The sequence below is a fragment of the Pseudomonas sp. PGPR N4 genome (genome assembly GCF_059693665.1).
The window spans coordinates 208,869-228,358 of record NZ_JCAUKV010000003.1 but is presented as its reverse complement, the minus strand read 5'-3'; the positions used below and the strand labels follow the sequence as shown (position 1 = coordinate 228,358).

Genomic DNA, 19,490 nt, shown 5'->3' with positions numbered 1-19,490 from the left:
ACAACAACAGCTTCGGCACTCGCCATATTTACTTCTGCTCACAAGTATATCGAGGCCAAAGCCAATGTTGACCAACGCACCGCTACGCCAGAAACTGTTGTTGATATTGCTGTTCCCCCTGCTCGGCTTTCTGGTGCTAGCCGGCCTGTTTCTGAACGACAACCTGCGCACCCTGCGGGACATGCAGGCCACCGTCAGCGCCAGCGGCACCGCCCAGTCGATCAGCCAGCTGATCACCCGCCTGCAACGCGAGCGTGGCGCCAGCGGGGTGTTCATCGGTAGCCAGGGCAAGAGCATGGGCGATCGCCTTGGTCAGTTTCGCCAGGACAGCAGCGCTGCACTGGAAACACTGCACAACCTGCCGGAAAAATCCGCTGAGTTGAGCCAGACACTAAGCAGCCTCGAGCAACTTTCAGCGCTGCGTGGCCAGGTCGACGGTTTGAGCATCGACAGCACACAATCCAGTCTGCGTTATACCGAACTTATTCAACAGCTGATCGGCTATACCCATTCATTGGAAAACCGCGTCACCGATACTGCCGTGGTGCAAGCGCTCAGCGCGCTCAATCAATTTATCGAACTCAAGGAGCGCGCGGGCCGTGAGCGCGTTATCCTCGGCCTAGCATTCAATCAGGATCACTTCGATGCGGCATTGTTATCGCGCTTTAGCCGTAACCTGGGTGAATTTACCGCTTATAGCGAAGGTTTTATGCGCAAGGCACCCGCCGGCGTATTGAGCCAATACCAGAACGCTCTGCAAAGCCCGGCAGCGCTGGAAGTGGCAAAACTGCAGAAACTGGGTTTCGACGTACCGCTGGGCCAGCCTCTGAATACCAAGCCTGAAGCCTGGTTTGAACTTGCGACCCAACGCATCGACCAAATGAGCGAAGTCGAAACCAGCCTGGCGCAGACCGTCGGCCAACTTGCCGAGCAAGCCCGCAGCGGCGCCGCCCGCGCGCTCTGGCTGACCGCTATTGGTGCAGCGCTGGCGCTATTCTGCGTGGCTCTGCTGGCATCACTGATCATCCGCAGCATGGGCCGGGCGGTGCATGACATCAACGCCACCCTGAATGCTCTGGCCGGCCGCGATCTGACCGCACGCACCCACTATCGCAGCCAGGACGAATTCGGCCAGATCGCCGCCAACCTCAACCGCATGGCCCAGGAGATCACCGAGATCGTCCAGGAGATCGGCAGCGCGACTGCTCAGGTGGCCACGGCTGCCGAAGAGTCGTCGGCCGTCACCCTGCAAACCAGCCGCAGCGTCGAACAGCAACGCCAGAGCACCGAACTGGTCGCCACCGCGATCAATGAAATGAGCGCCACCGTGCGCGACGTGGCCCAGAGCACCAGCGATGCAGCCAACCTCTCCCAGCAGATCCATGGCAGCACCGTGGTGGGCCGCGAGGAGATCGAAACCACCATCACGCTGATCCGCGAGTTGTCCAGCCAGGCCCAGCAGACCGCCACCATCATCGATGAGCTCAAGGACGAAAGCGACGCCATCACCTCGGTGCTGGACGTGATTCGCGGCATCGCCGAGCAAACCAACCTGCTCGCCCTCAACGCCGCTATCGAGGCCGCCCGCGCCGGCGACCATGGCCGTGGCTTTGCTGTCGTCGCCTCGGAAGTGCGCACGCTGGCTCAGCGCACTCAGGAGTCGACCGGCAATATCCAGCAGATGATCAGCAACCTGCAGGCAGGCTCGGACCGCGCCAACGCCTCGATGCTGGAGACCCTGAGCAAGGCGCAGTCAGGCGCCGAACGTATCGGTCGGGCCGGCGAATTGCTCGGCAATATTGCCGAAGGCGTGGCCACCATCAACGACCGTACTATCCAGATCGCCTCGGCCGCTGAAGAGCAGAGTGCGGTCTCGGAAGACATCAGCCGCAACGTCAACGAGATCAACGACCTGGTCATCCAGGTCAGCGCCGGCGCCCAGCAGACCGCCGTCACCAGCCAGGAACTGGCGCGCCTGGCCGAGCATCAGCAGCAACTGGTCAGCCGCTTCCGCCTGGCCTGACCAATCCGCCCGTAGGAGCGGCCTTGTGTCGCGAAAGGGCTGCGCAGCGGCCCCTCGATTTGTGCAGCGCCGCGAGATTGCTGGGCACGCTACGCGCGCCTTTCGCGACGCAAGGCCGCTCCTACACAGCCGTTCGGCCCAAAAAAAAGGGGCGCTGACCAAGCGCCCCATAAGCCGTGCAGCACACAACGAATTCAATCAGTCGAACAATGCCAGCGCCTCGGCGCTGCATTCGGTAATGCGGTTCCAGTCGCCGTTCTTGATCCAGCTGCTGTCAAGCATCCAGGTGCCACCCACGCACATCACGTTGTTCAGCGCCATGTAGTTGCGCACATTGCCTGGATTGACGCCGCCGGTTGGGCAGAAGCGGATATCGCCAAACGGCCCGCCAAAGGCCTTGATCGCTGCCACGCCACCGCTGATTTCGGCCGGGAACAGCTTGAAGCGGCGGTAACCGAGGGCGTAGCCCTGCATGATCTCCGACGGCGTGCTGATGCCTGGCAACAGTGGAATGTCACTCTCTACACCGGCAGCGAGAATGTCGGCAGTGATCCCCGGGGTCACCACAAACTGCGCGCCTGCGGCCTGGACAGCAGTGAACATACCGCGATCGAGCACAGTGCCGGCGCCGATGCACAGTTCCGGGCGCTGCTCGCGCAGCACTTCAATGGCCTTCAAGCCATGCTGCGAGCGCAGGGTTACTTCCAGCGTGCGAATGCCGCCAGCGGCCAGCGCATCGGCCAGCGGCAGGATGTCCTGCTCACGGGCGATGGTAATCACCGGCAGGATCCGTGCAGCGGCGCAGATCGCATCGATCCGCGCGGTTTTTTCGGCCATCGACAGCAAAGGCTGGGGGCGTTCAAGGGTGGTCATGACAGTGGATCCTTGGCTCATGGGCACCAGTAGATGCTCAGGGGGTCGTGAAGAAAGGCGCGAATCGGCATCTCGCTGGGGTCATCGCCCGCCAGCGCGGCGCGCAGGGTCGCCAGCTTGCCGGCCCCCTGCACAGACAAAGCAGTAAAGGCAGCGCTGGCCAGCAAGGCGCGGGTCATGCTCAGGCGCTGATGCGGGACGCTGGGCGCAAGCATCGGCAACACTCGCTGCTCGCCGACCTTGGCCAGGCCCTGGCGCAACAACGGGCTGGCCGGGAACAGCGAGGCGGTATGGCCATCGTCACCCATGCCTAGCACCAGTACGTCGATCGGCGGCAACTCGGCGAGGGCTTGATCGGCCTGCTCGGCGGCGGCCTCAAGGTTGCCGGCGTTTTGATACAGGCCGATGAAACGGGCCTTGGCCGCCGGGCCTTTGAACAGGTGCCGGGCCAACAGACCAGCATTGCTGTCGGCATGCTCGACCGGCACCCAGCGCTCGTCGGCGAGGCTGACGGTGACTTTGCTCCAGTCCAGCTCGGCGCTGGCCAGCTGTTCGAGAAACGGCACCGGGCTACGCCCGCCAGACAACACCAGGCAGGCCTGGTCTCTACTGGCAATGGCCTGGCGCAGACGCTCGGCGACATCCGCCGCCAGGCGTGCAGCCAACGCCTTGGCATCAGCCAGTTGGTGCGTCGTGACGACGCTTGGCAGTTGCAGTTCAGATATCGCCATACCATGACCTCCCATCACGTGTAATCAGTGCAATCGAGCTCATCGGCCCCCATGAACCGGCCGCATAGGGCTTGGGCGCGTCGCCGGCGTTTTTCCAGCCAGCGATCAGCTGATCGCACCACTTCCAGGCATATTCGATTTCGTCCTTGCGCACGAACAGGTTCTGGTTGCCGCGCATCACTTCCAGCAGCAAGCGCTCGTAGGCATCCGGAATCCGCGCACTGCGCCAGGTGTCGGAAAAATTCAGTTGCAGCGGGCCGCTGCGCAGTTGCATGCCCTTGTCCAGGCCCTGCTCCTTGGTCATCACCCGCAGCGAAATACCTTCGTCCGGCTGCAGGCGGATGATCAGCTTGTTGCCGATCTGCAAGCGCTGTTCCGGAGCGAAGATATAGTGCGGGGTTTCCTTGAAGTGGATAACGATCTGCGACAGCTTGCCGGGCATGCGCTTGCCGGTGCGCAGGTAGAACGGCACCCCCGACCAACGCCAGTTGCGGATATCGGCACGCAGGGCGACGAAGGTTTCGGTGTCGCTCTGGGCGTTGGCATTGTCTTCTTCGAGGTAGCCCGGCACTGGCTTGCCATCGCTGTAACCGGCGATGTACTGGCCGCGGACCACAGCGGTGCTGAGGGCCTCGCCAGTGATCGGCGCCAGAGCCTTGAGCACCTTGACCTTCTCGTCGCGAATACTGTCGGCCGAGAGGTCGCTGGGCGGGTCCATGGCAATCAGGCAAAGCAGCTGCAGCAAGTGGTTCTGGATCATGTCGCGTAGCTGGCCGGCCTTGTCGAAGTAGCCCCAACGGCCTTCGATACCGACCTTTTCGGCCACGGTGATCTCCACATGAGAGATCGAATTCTGGTTCCACTGAGTCTCGAACAGACTGTTGGCGAAGCGCAGGGCGATCAGGTTCTGCACCGTCTCCTTGCCCAGATAGTGGTCGATGCGATAGACCCGGCTCTCGGGGAAGAACCGCGCCACCGCGTCGTTGACCCGCCGCGATGACTCAAGATCGTGCCCGATGGGCTTTTCCAGCACCACTCGGGTGCGCTCGACCAGGCCGGCCTTGTCGAGGTTCTCGCAAATCGCGCCGTACACCGCTGCCGGGGTGGCAAAGTAGGCGATCAGCGGCACGCCTGGGGCGGCCTGTTCAGCCAGGGTCTGATAGCCCTCGGGTTGGAGGAAATCCAGATGCAGGTAGCTCAGCCGGGCCAGAAAGCGCCCAAACGTAGCCGCTTCAATATCGGCATCGGGCACAAACCGGCGCAGGTGCGCTTCGATGTTGGCCAGGTGCTGCTGGCTGTCACCGGCCTCGCGGGCCAGCGCCAGCAAGCGCGAATCGGCGTGCAGGAGGCCGGCACGGTCGAGCTGATAAAGCGCGGGGAACAGCTTGCGCAGCGCCAGGTCGCCCAAGGCGCCAAACAAGGCAAAGGTGCAAGGTTCAACACTGATCGCAGCCATGATGTTGGTTCTTTCCTAAAGTTGGCCTAGGAATATCGTTTTCAACCGCACTTTTCAAGAGGTAATGTAGTAAAAACCACAACATTACCGACAAGTGTTACAGACAAGTGGTAGATCAACCCCTACCGACAGTACGATAGACAACCCTGCAAAAAGCCTGCTGTAACGCCAGCCGGCTGTCTTCTCGACCCAAGGACATACCATGGACCGCGTGCGCAACCTCCTGGAACAGATCCAGGGACGCCTCGATGAGCTGAACAAGGCCGAACGCAAAGTCGCCGAAGTCATCCTGCTCAACCCGCAACAGGCCACCCGTTTCAGCATCGCCGCACTGGCCCAAGCGGCCAAGGTCAGCGAACCGACCGTCAACCGCTTCTGCCGCTCGTTCGGCGTCAGCGGCTACCCGGAACTCAAGCTGCAGCTGGCGCAGAGCCTGGCCAGCGGCGCCGCCTACGTCAGCCGTGCGGTCGAGGCTGATGATGATCCGGCCGCCTACACCCAGAAGATCTTCGGCAGCGCCATCGCCTCGCTCGACAGTGCCTGCCAGCAACTCGACCCGCAGCAGGTCAGCCGCGCCGTCGACATGATGATCCAGGCCCGCCAGATCCACTTCTTCGGCCTCGGCGCCTCGGCCCCGGTGGCACTGGACGCCCAGCACAAGTTCTTCCGCTTCAACCTGGCCGTGTCGGCCCACGCCGACGTGCTGATGCAGCGCATGCTCGCCTCGGTAGCACACACCGGCGACCTGTTCGTGATCATCTCCTACACCGGGCGCACCCGTGAGCTGGTCGAGGTTGCCCGCGTCGCTCGCGAAAACGGCGCCTCGGTGCTCGGCCTGACCGCCGCCGGCTCGCCGCTGGCCAACGCCTGCAGCATGAGCCTGCATATTCCGCTGCCGGAAGACACCGACATCTACATGCCGATGACTTCGCGGATCATCCAACTGACCGTGCTCGACGTCCTGGCCACCGGCATGACCCTGCGCCGCGGCGTCGACTTCCAGCCGCACCTGCGCAAGATCAAAGAGAGCCTCAACGCCAGCCGCTACCCGATCGAGGACGACGAGCTCAATTGAGCCGGTGCGCCTGCAGGCTCAGGTGCGCCTGCTCGCCCGGCGCCAGGCTCAGGCCAGCGGTGCTGCCGCTGGCGGCTTCGACACAGACGAAGCGCTGACTCTCGCGGCCACTGACGCCCATCAGCGGACGGCTGCCGGGGTGCCAGACCACGGTGTCGTCGCTGTCGCCGGTATCGATGCACAGCTCGCGGTCCCAGGTCGGGTCGTGCAACTGCACCGATGAGGTGCCTGGATACACTCGCTGGCACCCGCCACCGACCTTCAAGGCGCCCTTCTGCCGGCAGCTCTGCCGGCTGAGCTGGTCATAACCTTCAATGTTTTCGAGCCCAGACAGCGCTATCTTGGCAACGTCACTAATACGCCAGTAAGCCAGCAGAGCATGACTCAATTGGCAGGTTTCACTGTCCTGATGCACGGTGCTGAGCTTGAGCTCCATATTCTTGCCGAGCCGCGCGTGCAGGTCGACCTGCCACTCACACAGCTGCAACTGCCACACCAGGGTCACACCGTCATCGTCGGATGTGCTGCTCAGCAGCTTCCAGTCCAGTAGCCGGGCCCAACCATGGGTAGGCCATAGGTCTTCGCTGGGGTGGCGCCCGTACCAGGGCCAGCACACCGGCACTCCCCCGCGGATCGCGCCAACTTGCGGCCATTGCTCGGCGCACCACAACCACGGCCGTTCGCCGCTCGGCTGAAAGTGCAGCAATTGCGCACCCTGACGGCTGAACACCGCCTGACAGTGCGGGTGATCGATGACAAGGACATCGCGCTGTTGATGACGCTCCCACTCGAAGACGGGCCTGGGCCGCTGCGGGGTGAACAAGCAGTGGAGCGGATGTTCGGGCATGGCTGGTAACTCTTGTTGTCATTAGGGCCGCGGTTGCCGGCCAAACGCGTCGCCACGCACTGCTGAAACAGCCTGCGTGACAACGGCTGGGCGACAAGCGACCGCAGTGCGGTCGCTACGATGGCGTAAATTTACAACATTTAGCCTCAGAATGACGACTGAATCTTCAGCCCTGCGACCAGCGCGTTGTCGACTTCATCAACCCCGCCTGGGCTTTTGATGTACTGCAGGTTGGGCCGCACGGTCAGCCAGTTGGTGACGTGGAAGCCGTAGTACAGCTCGGCGTTGTACTCGGTGCGCTGCAGCGGCACAAAGCCCATGTCGTTGTAATCACTGATACCGCTCTGTGCGTTGAGCTGCTCGGCGCGCTTTTTCACGTCATCGTTGACGTGGATCCGGGCGATGCCGAAGCCGATGTCATCCTTGGGCCGTGAATCGAAAGCGCCTTTGTAGACCATGCCGACTTGCTGATAGTTGTCGACCACGTTGGTGGCCTTGTCGTGCACGGTGAAGTTGGCGAACAGGCTCAGGCCGCGGTTGACGTCACCGGCATGTGCAGTGACTTGCTGCTGGGCCACCACCCACCAGCCGTGCTTGCTCGAGTGCGACTTGAAGCCGACGCCGCTGATGCCCTGGGCGTTGCCATTGACATCCTTGTAGACGTCATCGGCCGAGGCCGTGCTGTAGTAATAACCCAGGCGGTATTCGCCCGGCAGGCCATTGACCCTGGGCTGCCAGACCGCCTCGACCGGAATGATCGCGCCTTTGGTGCCACTGCCGCTGAGCTTGAAGCCGTTGCCGGTTTCGAGGTTGGACGGGTTCTGCTCGAACGCACCGACCTGCACGAATACTTCCGGGGTGATGTTGTACTTGACCCGCAATGCCCACTGGCTAACGGGCCAGTTGTACCAGATGCCGCCAACCCAGTTACCCACCTGCGAGCCGCAGAACGCCAGGTTCTGGAAGTCGCAAGGGAAGCTGTTGAAGTCCTCGCCCGGGCCGTAGCGGCCGAATTTGACGTCCAGCGCGCCATCGAAATACTTCTGCTTGATCCACATCTGGGTCAGCCGCCAGGTCTGGCCGCGGCCCCAGACTTCCTGCACCGAACTGAACTGACCGGCGCGCGGGTCGCTGATACGGTCGTTGGACAGGTTGCGGCCGCTGCGCTCGGTGACCGCCAGCTTGAACTCGGTGTCGTGCCAGCCGAGGATTTTCTCCAGGTCCAGGTGCATGCCGAGGGCGAACTGGTCGCTGTAGCGCGCAGTCTTGTCGTCGTTGTAACCGCCATTGAGGTTGCCGGCGACCTCACCGACGTAGTCGAGGGTGAAGTCGTAGCCCTTGTCGAGCAGCTCGGTGCGGGTGCCGCCCCAGTCGCCACTCATCCATTTCGATTCGCTGGAGAAGGCCTCGGCGGCCTGTACGCTGCTGCTGCCGACCACGGCCAGCAAGGCCAGCGAACCCAACGTGCTGATGCGATTGCGATGTTCCATCCCTGTGCGTCCTCTTTTCTTGTTATGAAGGGTCCAATCAACGGCCCGCGATGTGGGCAACGTTGTCTTGCAAGGGTGCGGCGTGGCGAGCCAGGTGCAGGCGCTCACCGGTTTGCGCGTCGAACAGCAGCACCCGTGCCGGGTCCAGCTGCAGGTTGAGGGTGTCGCCGACCTGGCAGCTGATATCCGGCGCCAGCCGGCAGCACAGCTTGGTCTGGTTGACCGTGACGAAGACCAGCAGGTCCGGCCCGGTCGGCTCGGTGATCTGGACTTCGGCGCGCAACAGCGACAGGCCGTCGCCCTCCCCTGCACCGAGGCTGATCTGCTCGGGACGAATGCCGAGAATCACTTCACGACCATCGCAGCCTTGGCTGGCCGCGCCCAGCACCAGCTCGCAGCGCGCCTGGCCACTGTCGAGCAGCGCCAGCACACGGTCGCCCTGCTCGCGCAGGCGCACCGGCACGAAGTTCATCGGCGGCGAGCCAATGAAGCTGGCGACAAACTGGTTGGCCGGGTCGTTGTAGATCTGCTGCGGGGTGCCGAACTGCTGGATGATGCCGTCCTTCATCACCGCCACCTTGTCGCCCAGGGTCATCGCCTCGATCTGGTCATGGGTGACGTACACCGTGGTGGTTTTCAGCCGTTGGTGCATCAGCTTGATTTCGGTGCGCATCTCAACCCGCAGCTTGGCGTCGAGGTTGGACAGCGGCTCGTCGAACAGGTAGATCTTCGGCCGCCGTGCCAGCGCCCGGCCCATCGCCACGCGCTGCTGCTGGCCGCCGGAGAGCTGGCCCGGCTTGCGCGTGAGCAGGTGTTCGATCTGCAGCAGCTTGGCTACCCGCGCCACTTCTTCGTCGATGGCTGCCTGGGGCAGCTTGCGGATCTTCAGACCGAAGGCGATGTTGTCGCGCACGCTCATGGTCGGATACAGCGCGTACGACTGGAACACCATGGCGATGTCGCGATCCTTCGGGCTCATGCCGCTGACGTCGTCGCCATCGATCAGGATCGCCCCGCCGCTGATGCTCTCCAGGCCAGCGATGCAGTTCATCAAGGTCGACTTGCCGCAGCCGGAAGGGCCGACCAGGATCAGAAACTCACCGTCCTTGATCGCCAGCTGGATGTCTTTCAGTGTGTCTGGCACACCAGTGCCGTAGGTCTTGTTGACGTTGCGAAGTTCGAGTGTGGCCATGACTTACCCCTTGACTGCGCCGGCGCTCAGGCCGCGCACGAAATACTTGCCTGCGACCACATAGACCAGCAGGGTTGGCAGGCCGGCGATCATTGCCGCGGCCATGTCGACGTTGTATTCCTTGGCCCCAGTGCTGGTGTTGACCAGGTTGTTGAGGGCCACGGTGATCGGTTGCGAATCGCCGCTGGAGAACACCACGCCGAACAGAAAATCGTTCCAGATCTGGGTGAACTGCCAGATCAGGCAGACCATGATGATCGGCGTCGACATCGGCAGCATGATCCGCCCGAAGATGGTGAAAAACCCGGCACCATCCAGCCGCGCCGCCTTTACCAACGCATCGGGGATGGTCACGTAGTAGTTGCGGAAAAACAGCGTGGTGAACGCCAGGCCATACACCACATGCACCAGCACCAGGCCAGCGGTGGTGTTGGCCAGGCCGAGCTTGCCAAGGGTGAACGAGGCTGGCAGCAGCACGGTCTGGAACGGCAGGAAGCAGCCAAACAGCAGCAGGCCGAAGAACACCTGCGAGCCACGGAAACGCCACATCGCCAGCACGTAGCCATTGAGTGCGCCGAGCGCGGTAGAGATCAGCACCGCCGGTACGGTGATCATGATCGAGTTCCAGAAATAGCCACTGACCGTGGCCCAGGCCTTGGCCCAGCCGATGCTGGTGACCACCGCCGGCCAACTGAGCAGGTTGCCGCTGCCGATGTCTTCCGGGGTCTTGAAGCTGGTCAGCAGCATCACCACCAGCGGCACCAGGTACAGCAGCACGGCAAACAGCAATACCGCATGAATGGCCAGCCGACTGAGGCTGATGGCCGGTTTGTCGAGGCGGCTAGTCATGGCGTTTGTTCCTCAGCTCCGAGTACAAGTAAGGCACCAGAATCGCCAGGATCGCGCCCAGCATGAGAATTGCGCTGGCCGAACCCATGCCCATCTGGCCACGGCTGAAGGTGAACGAGTACATGAACATGGCCGGCAGGTCGGACGAGTAACCCGGGCCGCCAGCGGTCATCGCCGCCACCAGGTCAAAGCTCTTGATGGCGATGTGCGAGAGGATCATCACCGCACTGAAAAATACCGGGCGCAGGCTGGGCAGAACCACCTGCCAATAGATCCGCGGCAAGCTCGCACCGTCGATCTGCGCCGCGCGGATGATCGACTGATCGACCCCGCGCAGGCCGGCCAGAAACATTGCCATGATGAACCCGGAGGCTTGCCAAACGGCAGCGATCACCAGGCAGTACACGACCCGGTCGGGGTCGATCAGCCAGTCCAGGCGAAAGCCTTCCCAGCCCCAGTCGCGCATCAGCTTGTCCAGGCCCATGCCCGGGTTGAGCAGCCACTTCCAGGCGGTGCCGGTGACGATCATCGACAGTGCCATCGGGTACAGGTAGATGGTGCGGATAAACCCTTCGCGGCGGATACGCTGGTCCAGCAGGATCGCCAGCAGTACTCCGATGACCAGGCTGATGCCGATGAACAGGCTGCCGAACACCAGCAGGTTCTTGCTCGCCACCCACCAGCGGTCGTTGTCGAGCAGGCGTGCGTATTGCGCCAGTCCTGCCCATTTGTAATTGGGCAAAAAGGTCGAGGTGGTGAACGAGAGGACAAAGGTCCACAGGATATAACCGTAGAAGCCCACCAGGATGATGACCATGGTTGGCGCCAGTACCAGTTTAGGTAACCAGCGCTGCACGGCGTCCAGGGGTGAGGCCCGCAGTTGCGCGGTCGCAGTAGTCATGGCAGCGATACCTGTCAGTACAGAACGTTAACTGAGGGTGGCGTACAGCCGCCGCGAGGACGGCTGCGCCGGACCAGCCGTTACTGGGCGGACTTGATCGCCGCGCCGAGCTTTTTCGCGGCATCGGCCGGGTCGGCCTTGGGGTCGTTGATGTAGTTGGTGACCACATCGAAGAACGCGCCCTGCACTGCCAGGTTGGTCGCCATGTTGTGCGCCATGCTTGGTTGCAGGCCGCCGGTCTGGGCGTCGGCAAGGAAGTCCTTGGCCGAGGTCTGCGCGCAGGCATCGAAGCCATGCTTGGCCATGTCGACGAGCATGTCCTTACGTACCGGGATCGAGCCCTTGTTGCTGCTGAACAGCTTCTGGAAGTCCTGGCTCATCACCACTTTGGCGATGTCCTGCTGGCCAGCCGAAGTGCCGGCGTCCTTCTGCTTGAACACCACCAGCGAGTCGATGTTGTAGGTGAAGGCCTTGTCGGTACCCGGGAACGGCACGCACTGATAATCCTTGCCGGCGACCTTGTTGGCCAGGGTCCACTCGCTCTTGGCCCAGTCGCCCATGACCTGCATGCCGGCCTTGCCGTTGATGACCTTGGCGGCTTCCAGGTTCCAGTCCTGGCCTTTGCCGTCAGCGTCCATGTAGGTAGCGACGCGCTTGAGCTCGGTCAGCGCCTTGACCATGCCCGGTCCGGTCAGCACCTTTTGGTCAAGATCAACCAGCGCCTGCTTGTAACCGTCCGCGCCCATTACCGACAGCACCACCGCTTCGAATACGGTGCTGTCCTGCCATGGCTGGCCGCCGTGGGCGAGCGGAATGAAGCCGGCTGCCTTGAGTTTTTCGGCGGCGGCGTAGAACTCGTCGAGGGTGGTCGGCGCCTTGTCGATGCCGGCCTTGTTGAATACTTCGGGGTTGATCCACAGCCAGTTGACGCGGTGGATGTTGACCGGCACAGCGACATAGTCGCCCTCGTACTTGACGGTGTCGGCGACTTTCTGCTCCAGCAGGCCGTCCCAGTTCTGCTCTTTGGCCACGTCCTTGAGCACGTCACTGTCGAGCAGGCCGGTGGAGGCCCACTCCTGGATGTCCGGGCCCTTGATCTGGGCCACGCCTGGCGGATTCCCGGCCACGGCTCGGCTCTTCAGTACGGTCATTGCGGTGGCACCGCCGCCGCCGGCAACAGCGCCATCTTTCCAGATGAAGCCGTCTTTTTCGATTTGAGCCTTGAGTACATCGACAGCAGCCTTTTCGCCACCAGAGGTCCACCAGTGCACCACTTCGACCGAGCCTTTGGCATCGGCGGCAGACGCGCTCAGGGGCAGCAGGGAGGCGAGGGAAATCGCGGCGGCGAGACGCAGAGTGGAGTTCATCGCAATACCTTTCTTGTTGTTATGCAGGGCAAGACTGTCGCTTGCATTGCACAGGAGTGTAATAACCCGGCAAGGCGCCTCAGGTAACGAAGCGCTGCGCGATTGTCATCAGTTGGTTACATTCGCCGCGCGAGGCCCGTGGCAAGGCTTGGCGCCAGAGCCAGGGTGGGCAACAGCACGGCCTGATAAGCGTGATAGAGGTCCGGTTTGCCCGCCCATATCGTCGCACTGGGGAGGTTGTCCGGGCTCAGTTCGTGGTGCCAGCTGCCGGCGTCGTTATCAATCAGATGCGCCTGGATGAACGCCCAGAAACGCCCGTACCAGCACTGGTATTGCGCCTCCCCCGTGCGCTGCCACAACGCAGCGGCAGCGGCGCTGGCTTCGGCATGCACCCAGTGCAGGCGCTGGCGTACTACCGGGCGTTGTTGCCAGTCGAGGGTGTAGACGATTCCGGGGGCGCCGTCGGCGTGCCAGGCGTGCTGACAGGCGCTGGCAAACAGGCCGCGTGCGTCGGCCAGTAGCCAGTCGGGTGTCGCTAGATCGGGCAATTGCAGCGCAGCTTCAAGGTGCAGCAGCAGCCGCGCCCACTCGAAGCCGTGGCCGGGAGTAACACCGTAGGGTCGATAGCCATCGGCGCGGTTGTCGCTGTTGTAATCGGTGAGCGGCTGCCAGTGCAGGTCGAAGTGCTCGATCACACTGAAGCCATTGGCACGCGCATGGCCGTGGATCACCCGCTCGACGATGCGCAGCGCACGCTGCAACCAGATCGGCTCGCCAGTCACGTCGGCAAGGGCCAAAAACGCTTCGGTGCCATGCATGTTGCTGTTGGCCCCGCGATAGGCCTCCTGCTGCTGCCAATCGCGACTGAAGCTTTCGCGCAGGGCACCCTCGCTTTCACTCCAGAAATGCGCCTCGATGATCTCGATGGCTTGCGCCAGCAAGGCCGGCGCAGCAGCGCTGCCGGCCACCTGCGCAGAACTCGCAGCGAGGGCAACGAAGGCGTGCAGGTAAGCGGCTTTGATGCTGTCGCCAGCGGGGGCGGCGCTGGCGTACCAGCCGCCGTGCTCGACATCGCGCAGCGTGCCGGCCAAGGCGGCGATGCCGAGCTCAACCAGTTCCAGACAACCGGGCCTGCCTTGTAGATGGGCCAAAGAGAAGCTGTGGGTCATCCGCGCGGTGGTAATGGTGTCGGCAATTGCGTCGGCGGCGAGGTGGCCGTAGCTGTCGAGGTTGCCGAAGCCGAGTTCCAGCTGTGAGGCTCTGGCGAAGGCCAGCAAACGCTGCCCTTCGGCATCCAGCCAGGCACTATGCGGCCCGTCGATCAACGGCGATTGAGCATGATTCATCGGCCTGCTGCGTCCTTGTCGAGAACAGGCACGGCGCCTGTCGTGGCGGCCAAGTCTAGCCAGGGTGCTACGGCCAATAGGTCACAAAGGCCGCCATTGCTGTCACTGGCTGGTGACCAAGCGTTGCTCACTCGGCGCTGCGCGGCAGGCACAGGGTCACCCGCAGGCCGCCCTCGCGCAGGTTGAGCAAACTGACTTCACCGCCATGACTGTGGGCAATATTGCGCGCGATGCCCAGGCCCAGGCCATAGCCTTGCTGCTGCCCGGCCAGACGAAAATGCGGCTCGAACACCTGCTCCATTTGCTGCTGCGGCACACCCGGGCCGTGGTCATCGACCTGCAGCACAAAGCCCTCCGGGCCATCGATGATGCGCAGGTGCGCGCGCTCGCCGTACTTGATCGCGTTGTCGACCAGGTTGCCGATGCAGCGGCGCAGGGCCAACGCCTTGCCCGGATACGGCGCCAACGCCCGCCCCTCGACGGTGATCCGGCCGTCACGCAGGTACGGTTCAGCGAGAATTTCCAGCAGCTGGTTGAGATCGATCGGCTCGATGTTCTCGTGGATATCCGTGTCTTTGACGCACTGCAGTGCGCCTTTGACCAACAGCTCCAGCTCGTCCAAATCACGGCTGAACTGCGCTTGCAGGCGTTCGTCTTCAAGCAGCTCGACGCGCAGGCGCAGGCGCGTGATCGGCGTGCGCAAGTCGTGCGAGATCGCGCTGAATAGCTGGCTGCGCTCGGTCAGGTAACGGCTGATGCGCTCGCGCATACTGTTGAAGGCGCGACCTACCTCGACCACTTCGCTGCCGCCCCCCTCGGTCACCGGCACCACATCGGCGCCCAGCGACAGATCGCGGGCCGCGCGGGCCAGACGCTTCAACGGTCGACTTTGCCAGTGCACCAACAGGCCGATGAACAGCAGCAACATGGCCGTGGTCAGGGCAATGAAGCCGATCTGCTGACGCGGCAGGCGCTCGGCCTCAAGGCTGGTGTAGGGCTCCGGCAGCAGCGAGGCGATGTACAGCCACTCGCCTTCGGCCAGGCGGATCTGGTTGACCAGCACCGGTGGGTTGAGCGGTTCCAGGGTCAGCGAATAATGCGCCCACGAGCGCGGCAATTCATCGAGCTTGAGGCCGCTGTTGAAGATGCGCAGCTGATCGGGGCTGACGAACTCGACCGAAACTTCCACCTGCTGGCCGAGGCGCTCGTGCAGCACTTGCTGGAACACGTCGATGACTGCCTGCTTGCGCGGAGTGATCGGCAGCGTGGCCATGTCCAGCGGCTTGTCGTTGAGCGATACGAAAAAGCGCGTGCCGCCCATGCTGCGCAATTGGTCGAGGACCATTGGCCGATAGGCCACCGGCAACGAGCGGAAGTAACTGACACTGGCGCTCATCGAGTGGGCCAGGCTCTGCGCGCTGGCGCGCAGGCCCTGCAACTGGCTGGCGCGCAACTGCGCCACCCAGATCAAGCTCGACAGGCCCTGCGCCAGCAATACCACCAGCAGGGTCAACAGCAGCATGCGCCCCAGCAGCGAGCGCGGCAGCAGGCGCCAGCGGCGCTCAGTGGCTGCGGTTGACATGTGCCGCCAGCAGGTAGCCACTGCCGCGCACGGTGCGGATCAGCCGTGGCGGTTTGTCGGTATCGCGCAAGCGTGAACGCAGGCGGCTGACGGCCATGTCGACGATGCGGTCGAGCGGCATCGGCTCGCGGCCACGGGTAGCATTGCCGATGGTGTCGCGATCGAGGATCTGCTGCGGGTGGTCGAGAAACAGTTTGAGCAAAGCAAAGTCGGCGCCCGACAGAATCACCTCTTCACCGTCGCGGTGGAACAGTCGATGGCTGACGGTATCCAGCTGCCATTCGTCAAACGCCAGCACGGCACTGGCGGGCGCTACCTGGCCAAACTCAGCACGGCGCAGCAAGGCCTTGATCCGCGCTTGCAACTCCCGTGGGCTGAACGGTTTGCCGAGGTAGTCATCGGCGCCCAGCTCCAGGCCGATGACCCGATCGGCCTCGTCGGAACTGGCGGTGAGCATGATGATCGGCACCCGCGACTGGCGCGGGTGCTGGCGCACCCAACGGCATAGGCTGAAGCCGTCTTCGTCGGGCAGCATCACGTCGAGAATCACCAGGTCACACGTCGTGCTGTCCAGCGCCTGGCGAAAACCCTGGCCATCGGCCTCGGCGCGCACCTGAAAGCCGGAGCGGCTCAAGTAGGTCTGCAGCAGTTCGCGGATGTCATGGTCGTCATCGACCATCAGGATCGATCGGGGGGCAGTGCTCACTGAAGTTCTTCCGTGTTGTTGGGCCCGCTCTGCGGCCCTTCGCGGGTGAACCCGCTCCCACAGGGTTATGAGCTGCGCTTGAGAACGGCGCGGTCCTTGTGGGAGCGGGTTCACCCGCGAAGGGCAGCGCGGCGGCCCCAAGAAATCTAACGAGCCATCGCTTGCTGCAGCGCCACACCGGCACCCAACAGGCCAGAAAACTCAGCGGTGACCAACCATACCGGGATCCCGGCAAAATAGCCGCTCATGCAGCCCTTGTCGGCAAAGCTGGCAGCAAAACCGCTGCGCAGGAACAGCTCGGCAAACCGCGGGATCACGCCACCGACGATATACACCCCGCCGCGCGCGCCGAGGGTGAGTACGTTGTTGCCGGCAACCCGGCCAAGGAAGCAGCAGAACTGTTCGATCACGGCCAATGCCTGCGGCTCACCAGCCAGCGCAGCCTCGGTGACTTCAGCTGGGCTCAGGTGAACTGGCTGAACACCATCCAGCGCGCACATCGCCTGATACAAGCGCACCAGGCCGCCGCCGCTGAGTACGGTTTCGGCACTGACATGACCAATCTGGCTTTGGATCTGCTGATGGATCGCGGCTTCACGCGCGTTACCGACGGGCAGGTCGACATGGCCGCCCTCGCCTGGCACCGCCATCCACTGCTGCTGGTTGAGGTGCAACAAGCTGCCGACGCCCAGCCCGGTGCCAGGGCCGATCACCAGCGCCGGACGGGCTGGGTCGGCGTCACCGGCGCATACCGCCTGGAATTCACCAGGCAGCAAACGGGTCATGCCCAGCGCCATCGCCGAGAAGTCGTTGAGCAATAGCAGCTGCTTGACCTGAAGCATGTCGCAGAACGCCCGTCGGCTCAGCCGCCAGTGGTTGTTGGTGAACTGGAACTCATCGCCATCCACCGGCCCGGCAACCGCCAGACATACCGCCGCAAGCTCACCGCGTGCGATGCCCTGCTCCTGCAGGTACGCCTGGATCGCCTGCTCCAGGCTGGTGTAGTCAGCCGTCGGCAACACCCGCACGGCGTGCAGCTGGTTGTCGCGCCAAAGGGCAAAACGTGCGTTGGTGCCACCGATGTCGCCAACCAGCAACTCATTCACTTGAGATTCTCCAGGCCAGAGGTAAAGGCGCTGGCGCCCTGTTCCGCTGAACTGAACGCCATGCGCATGAAACCAAACAGTTCGCGCCCGCAGCCCAGGTCATTGCCCTGGGGTGCAGGCGGCAGATCGCGGCTGGCCAGCTCTTCGGCCGAGACCATCACCCGCAAGGTGCCTTCGACACCATCAACGCGCACCATATCACCATCGCGCACACGTGCCAGCGGGCCGCCGTCGAACGCTTCCGGGCAGACGTGGATCGCCGCCGGGATCTTGCCCGAGGCGCCTGACATACGCCCATCGGTGACCAGCGCGACCTTGAAGCCGCGATCCTGCAGCACGCCGAGAAACGGCGTCATCTTGTGCAGCTCGGGCATGCCGTTGCAGCGCGGGCCCTGGAAGCGCATCACCGCGACGAAATCGCGCTCCAGCTCACCGGCCTTGAACGCATCGGCCAATGCCTGCTGATCTTCGAACACTCGCGCCGGCGCTTCGACCACGCGGTGCTCGGGCGCCACGGCGGAGACTTTCATCACGCCGCGGCCGAGGTTGCCTTCCATCACCCGCAGGCCGCCCTCGCTGGAGAATGGCCGCGAAGCCGGGCGCAGGATGTTCTCGTCCAGGCTTTGCAACGGGCCTTCGCGCCAGACCAGTCGGCCATCCTCAAGGAACGGCTCCTGGGTGTAGCGGCGCAGGCCGGGCCCGGCCACGGTGTTGACGTCGTCGTGCAGCAGCCCGGCATCGAGCAGCTCGCGAATCAGGAACGACATGCCGCCGGCGGCCTGGAAGTGGTTGATGTCGGCTTTGCCGTTGGGGTAGACGTTGGACAGGGTTGGCACGACCTCGGACAGGTCAGCCATGTCCTGCCAGGTCAACTGGATGCCGGCAGCCTGGGCAATCGCCGGGATGTGCAGGGTGTGGTTGGTCGAGCCGCCGGTGGCATGCAGGGCGACGATCGAGTTGACCAGAGCCTTTTCATCGACGATTTCGCCCAGCGGCATGAAGCTGCCGCTGGCTTTGGTCATGCGCGTGACCTGCTGCGCAGCTTCGGCGGTGAGGGCATCACGCAACGGCGTGTAAGGATTGACGAACGAGGCGCCGGGCAGGTGCAGGCCCATCACTTCCATCACCAGCTGGTTGGTGTTGGCGGTGCCGTAGAAGGTGCAGGTGCCGGGGCTGTGGTAGGAGTTCATTTCCGACTCGAGCAGCTCTTCGCGGCTGGCCTTGCCTTCGGCATAGCGCTGGCGCACATCGGCCTTCTGCTTGTTGGAAATGCCCGACGGCATTGGTCCGCCAGGGACGAAGATGGTCGGCAGATGGCCGAAGCGCAACGCGCCCATCATCAGGCCAGGGACGATCTTGTCGCAGATGCCGAGCATCAAGGCGGCGTCGAACATGTTGTGCGACAGGGCAATCGCGGTGGACATCGCGATCACTTCGCGGCTGGCGATGGCCAGCTCCATGCCCGGCTCACCCTGGGTGACGCCATCGCACATGGCCGGCACACCGCCGGCAAACTGGCCGACCGAGCCAATCTCGCGCAGCGCCTGTTTGATCTGCTCGGGGAAATGCTGGTACGGCTGATGCGCCGAAAGCATGTCGTTATAAGCCGAAACAATTGCCACGTTGGCAGCATTCATCATGCGCAGGCTGTGTTTGTCTTCGCTACCGCAGCCGGCCACGCCGTGGGCGAAATTGGCGCACTGCAGGCTGGCGCGCATCGGGCCGTCACTGGCCGCACCGCGAATCAGTTGCAGATAACGTTCACGGGTAGGACGGCTACGTTCGATCAGCCGTTGGGTGACCTCTAGGATGCGCGGGTGCATGTACTGAACTCCAGGCTGACGGTAAGGGTGATCTGAAGCGGGATTTCCCCTCCCCCCGATTGCGACCTAGGCTCAAGTGAAACCTGCCTGGTGCAACGTGGAAGCAGCTCGCCCGACCACTCG

The 19,490-nt window shown here is 63.2% G+C and carries 16 protein-coding genes and 1 pseudogene; 3 read left to right on the top strand and 14 right to left on the bottom strand.

What is annotated here, in order from left to right:
• Window positions 1–64: 64 nt before the first annotated feature.
• Together AC58X1_RS14815 and AC58X1_RS14810 are read left to right on the top strand one after the other, a co-directional pair.
• Window positions 65–1,162: pseudogene (locus AC58X1_RS14815) on the top strand (nitrate- and nitrite sensing domain-containing protein); the annotation flags it as partial.
• Complete coding sequence (locus AC58X1_RS14810) at window positions 1,157–2,023, top strand: methyl-accepting chemotaxis protein (RefSeq protein WP_409035103.1); 867 nt, start codon at window positions 1,157–1,159, stop codon at window positions 2,021–2,023. The pseudogene AC58X1_RS14815 and the gene AC58X1_RS14810, both read left to right, overlap by 6 nt.
• Before the next feature lie 198 nt (window positions 2,024–2,221).
• Here AC58X1_RS14810 and AC58X1_RS14805 read toward each other — a convergent pair whose 3' ends face one another.
• From AC58X1_RS14805 to zwf, 3 genes are read right to left on the bottom strand one after another with little or no spacing between them, the layout of a single operon-like run.
• Window positions 2,222–2,896 carry a bifunctional 4-hydroxy-2-oxoglutarate aldolase/2-dehydro-3-deoxy-phosphogluconate aldolase gene (locus tag AC58X1_RS14805; RefSeq protein ID WP_150571060.1) on the bottom strand — a complete coding sequence of 225 codons (675 nt, stop codon included), beginning with the start codon at window positions 2,894–2,896 and terminating at the stop codon, window positions 2,222–2,224.
• A 17-nt stretch (window positions 2,897–2,913) separates the two neighbouring features.
• Window positions 2,914–3,627: a 6-phosphogluconolactonase gene (gene pgl, locus AC58X1_RS14800; RefSeq protein WP_181108803.1), complete on the bottom strand. Its 714-nt coding sequence runs from the start codon at window positions 3,625–3,627 to the stop codon at window positions 2,914–2,916.
• Entirely contained in the window at window positions 3,614–5,083 is a 1,470-nt protein-coding gene (zwf, locus tag AC58X1_RS14795) for a glucose-6-phosphate dehydrogenase (protein WP_497429042.1), read from the bottom strand. The genes pgl and zwf overlap by 14 nt, the downstream gene beginning before the upstream one ends.
• A gap of 211 nt (window positions 5,084–5,294) precedes the next feature.
• On the opposite strand from zwf, the gene hexR reads away from it, so the two are divergent.
• A complete protein-coding gene (gene hexR, locus AC58X1_RS14790) occupies window positions 5,295–6,158 on the top strand; it encodes a DNA-binding transcriptional regulator HexR (protein WP_178080816.1) in 864 nt (287 codons plus the stop codon).
• Here the strand turns inward: hexR and AC58X1_RS14785 are convergent.
• The 11 genes from AC58X1_RS14785 to edd form a co-directional block, all read right to left on the bottom strand.
• The gene (locus tag AC58X1_RS14785) at window positions 6,151–7,005 is read right to left on the bottom strand and encodes a D-hexose-6-phosphate mutarotase (RefSeq protein WP_150573734.1); all 855 of its coding nucleotides are present in this window, start codon (window positions 7,003–7,005) and stop codon (window positions 6,151–6,153) included. The two genes, hexR and AC58X1_RS14785, sit on opposite strands and share 8 nt — an antisense overlap.
• Before the next feature lie 146 nt (window positions 7,006–7,151).
• Window positions 7,152–8,495 carry a carbohydrate porin gene (locus AC58X1_RS14780; RefSeq protein ID WP_150571063.1) on the bottom strand — a complete coding sequence of 448 codons (1,344 nt, stop codon included), beginning with the start codon at window positions 8,493–8,495 and terminating at the stop codon, window positions 7,152–7,154.
• A gap of 37 nt (window positions 8,496–8,532) precedes the next feature.
• Entirely contained in the window at window positions 8,533–9,687 is a 1,155-nt protein-coding gene (locus AC58X1_RS14775; RefSeq protein ID WP_497429041.1) for an ABC transporter ATP-binding protein, read from the bottom strand.
• A 3-nt stretch (window positions 9,688–9,690) separates the two neighbouring features.
• A complete protein-coding gene (locus AC58X1_RS14770) occupies window positions 9,691–10,536 on the bottom strand; it encodes a carbohydrate ABC transporter permease (RefSeq protein WP_497429040.1) in 846 nt (281 codons plus the stop codon).
• Window positions 10,529–11,437, bottom strand: a complete 909-nt coding sequence (locus AC58X1_RS14765) for a carbohydrate ABC transporter permease (RefSeq protein ID WP_101316973.1) — start codon at window positions 11,435–11,437, stop codon at window positions 10,529–10,531. Before AC58X1_RS14765 ends, AC58X1_RS14770 begins: the two co-directional genes overlap by 8 nt.
• 80 nt (window positions 11,438–11,517) lie before the next feature.
• Window positions 11,518–12,804, bottom strand: coding sequence for an ABC transporter substrate-binding protein (locus tag AC58X1_RS14760; protein WP_150571065.1), 1,287 nt, complete (start codon window positions 12,802–12,804; stop codon window positions 11,518–11,520).
• 116 nt (window positions 12,805–12,920) lie between these two features.
• Window positions 12,921–14,150 (bottom strand): D-mannose isomerase, encoded by a 1,230-nt coding sequence (locus tag AC58X1_RS14755; protein ID WP_497429039.1) that lies wholly within the window; start codon window positions 14,148–14,150, stop codon window positions 12,921–12,923.
• A 127-nt stretch (window positions 14,151–14,277) separates the two neighbouring features.
• Window positions 14,278–15,732 carry an ATP-binding protein gene (locus tag AC58X1_RS14750; protein ID WP_103436225.1) on the bottom strand — a complete coding sequence of 485 codons (1,455 nt, stop codon included), beginning with the start codon at window positions 15,730–15,732 and terminating at the stop codon, window positions 14,278–14,280.
• Window positions 15,713–16,438, bottom strand: a complete 726-nt coding sequence (locus AC58X1_RS14745; protein ID WP_101316965.1) for a response regulator — start codon at window positions 16,436–16,438, stop codon at window positions 15,713–15,715. Before AC58X1_RS14745 ends, AC58X1_RS14750 begins: the two co-directional genes overlap by 20 nt.
• A 146-nt stretch (window positions 16,439–16,584) precedes the next feature.
• Entirely contained in the window at window positions 16,585–17,544 is a 960-nt protein-coding gene (locus AC58X1_RS14740) for a glucokinase (RefSeq protein ID WP_101316963.1), read from the bottom strand.
• Complete coding sequence (gene edd, locus AC58X1_RS14735; protein ID WP_150571069.1) at window positions 17,541–19,367, bottom strand: phosphogluconate dehydratase; 1,827 nt, start codon at window positions 19,365–19,367, stop codon at window positions 17,541–17,543. Before edd ends, AC58X1_RS14740 begins: the two co-directional genes overlap by 4 nt.
• Window positions 19,368–19,490: the final 123 nt, after the last annotated feature.

What these genes read in the sequence shown, in the direction of transcription:
- edd (WP_150571069.1), bottom strand. Translation starts at nt 19,367, where the DNA reads ATGCACCCGCGCATCCTAGAGGTCACCCAACGGCTGATCGAACGTAGC.
- AC58X1_RS14770 (WP_497429040.1), bottom strand. Translation starts at nt 10,536, where the DNA reads ATGACTAGCCGCCTCGACAAACCGGCCATCAGCCTCAGTCGGCTGGCC.
- AC58X1_RS14780 (WP_150571063.1), bottom strand. Translation starts at nt 8,495, where the DNA reads ATGGAACATCGCAATCGCATCAGCACGTTGGGTTCGCTGGCCTTGCTG.
- AC58X1_RS14805 (WP_150571060.1), bottom strand. Translation starts at nt 2,896, where the DNA reads ATGACCACCCTTGAACGCCCCCAGCCTTTGCTGTCGATGGCCGAAAAA.
- AC58X1_RS14785 (WP_150573734.1), bottom strand. Translation starts at nt 7,005, where the DNA reads ATGCCCGAACATCCGCTCCACTGCTTGTTCACCCCGCAGCGGCCCAGG.
- pgl (WP_181108803.1), bottom strand. Translation starts at nt 3,627, where the DNA reads ATGGCGATATCTGAACTGCAACTGCCAAGCGTCGTCACGACGCACCAA.
- AC58X1_RS14760 (WP_150571065.1), bottom strand. Translation starts at nt 12,804, where the DNA reads ATGAACTCCACTCTGCGTCTCGCCGCCGCGATTTCCCTCGCCTCCCTG.
- AC58X1_RS14810 (WP_409035103.1), top strand. Translation starts at nt 1,157, where the DNA reads ATGGCCCAGGAGATCACCGAGATCGTCCAGGAGATCGGCAGCGCGACT.
- zwf (WP_497429042.1), bottom strand. Translation starts at nt 5,083, where the DNA reads ATGGCTGCGATCAGTGTTGAACCTTGCACCTTTGCCTTGTTTGGCGCC.
- AC58X1_RS14755 (WP_497429039.1), bottom strand. Translation starts at nt 14,150, where the DNA reads ATGAATCATGCTCAATCGCCGTTGATCGACGGGCCGCATAGTGCCTGG.
- AC58X1_RS14750 (WP_103436225.1), bottom strand. Translation starts at nt 15,732, where the DNA reads ATGTCAACCGCAGCCACTGAGCGCCGCTGGCGCCTGCTGCCGCGCTCG.
- AC58X1_RS14765 (WP_101316973.1), bottom strand. Translation starts at nt 11,437, where the DNA reads ATGACTACTGCGACCGCGCAACTGCGGGCCTCACCCCTGGACGCCGTG.
- AC58X1_RS14775 (WP_497429041.1), bottom strand. Translation starts at nt 9,687, where the DNA reads ATGGCCACACTCGAACTTCGCAACGTCAACAAGACCTACGGCACTGGT.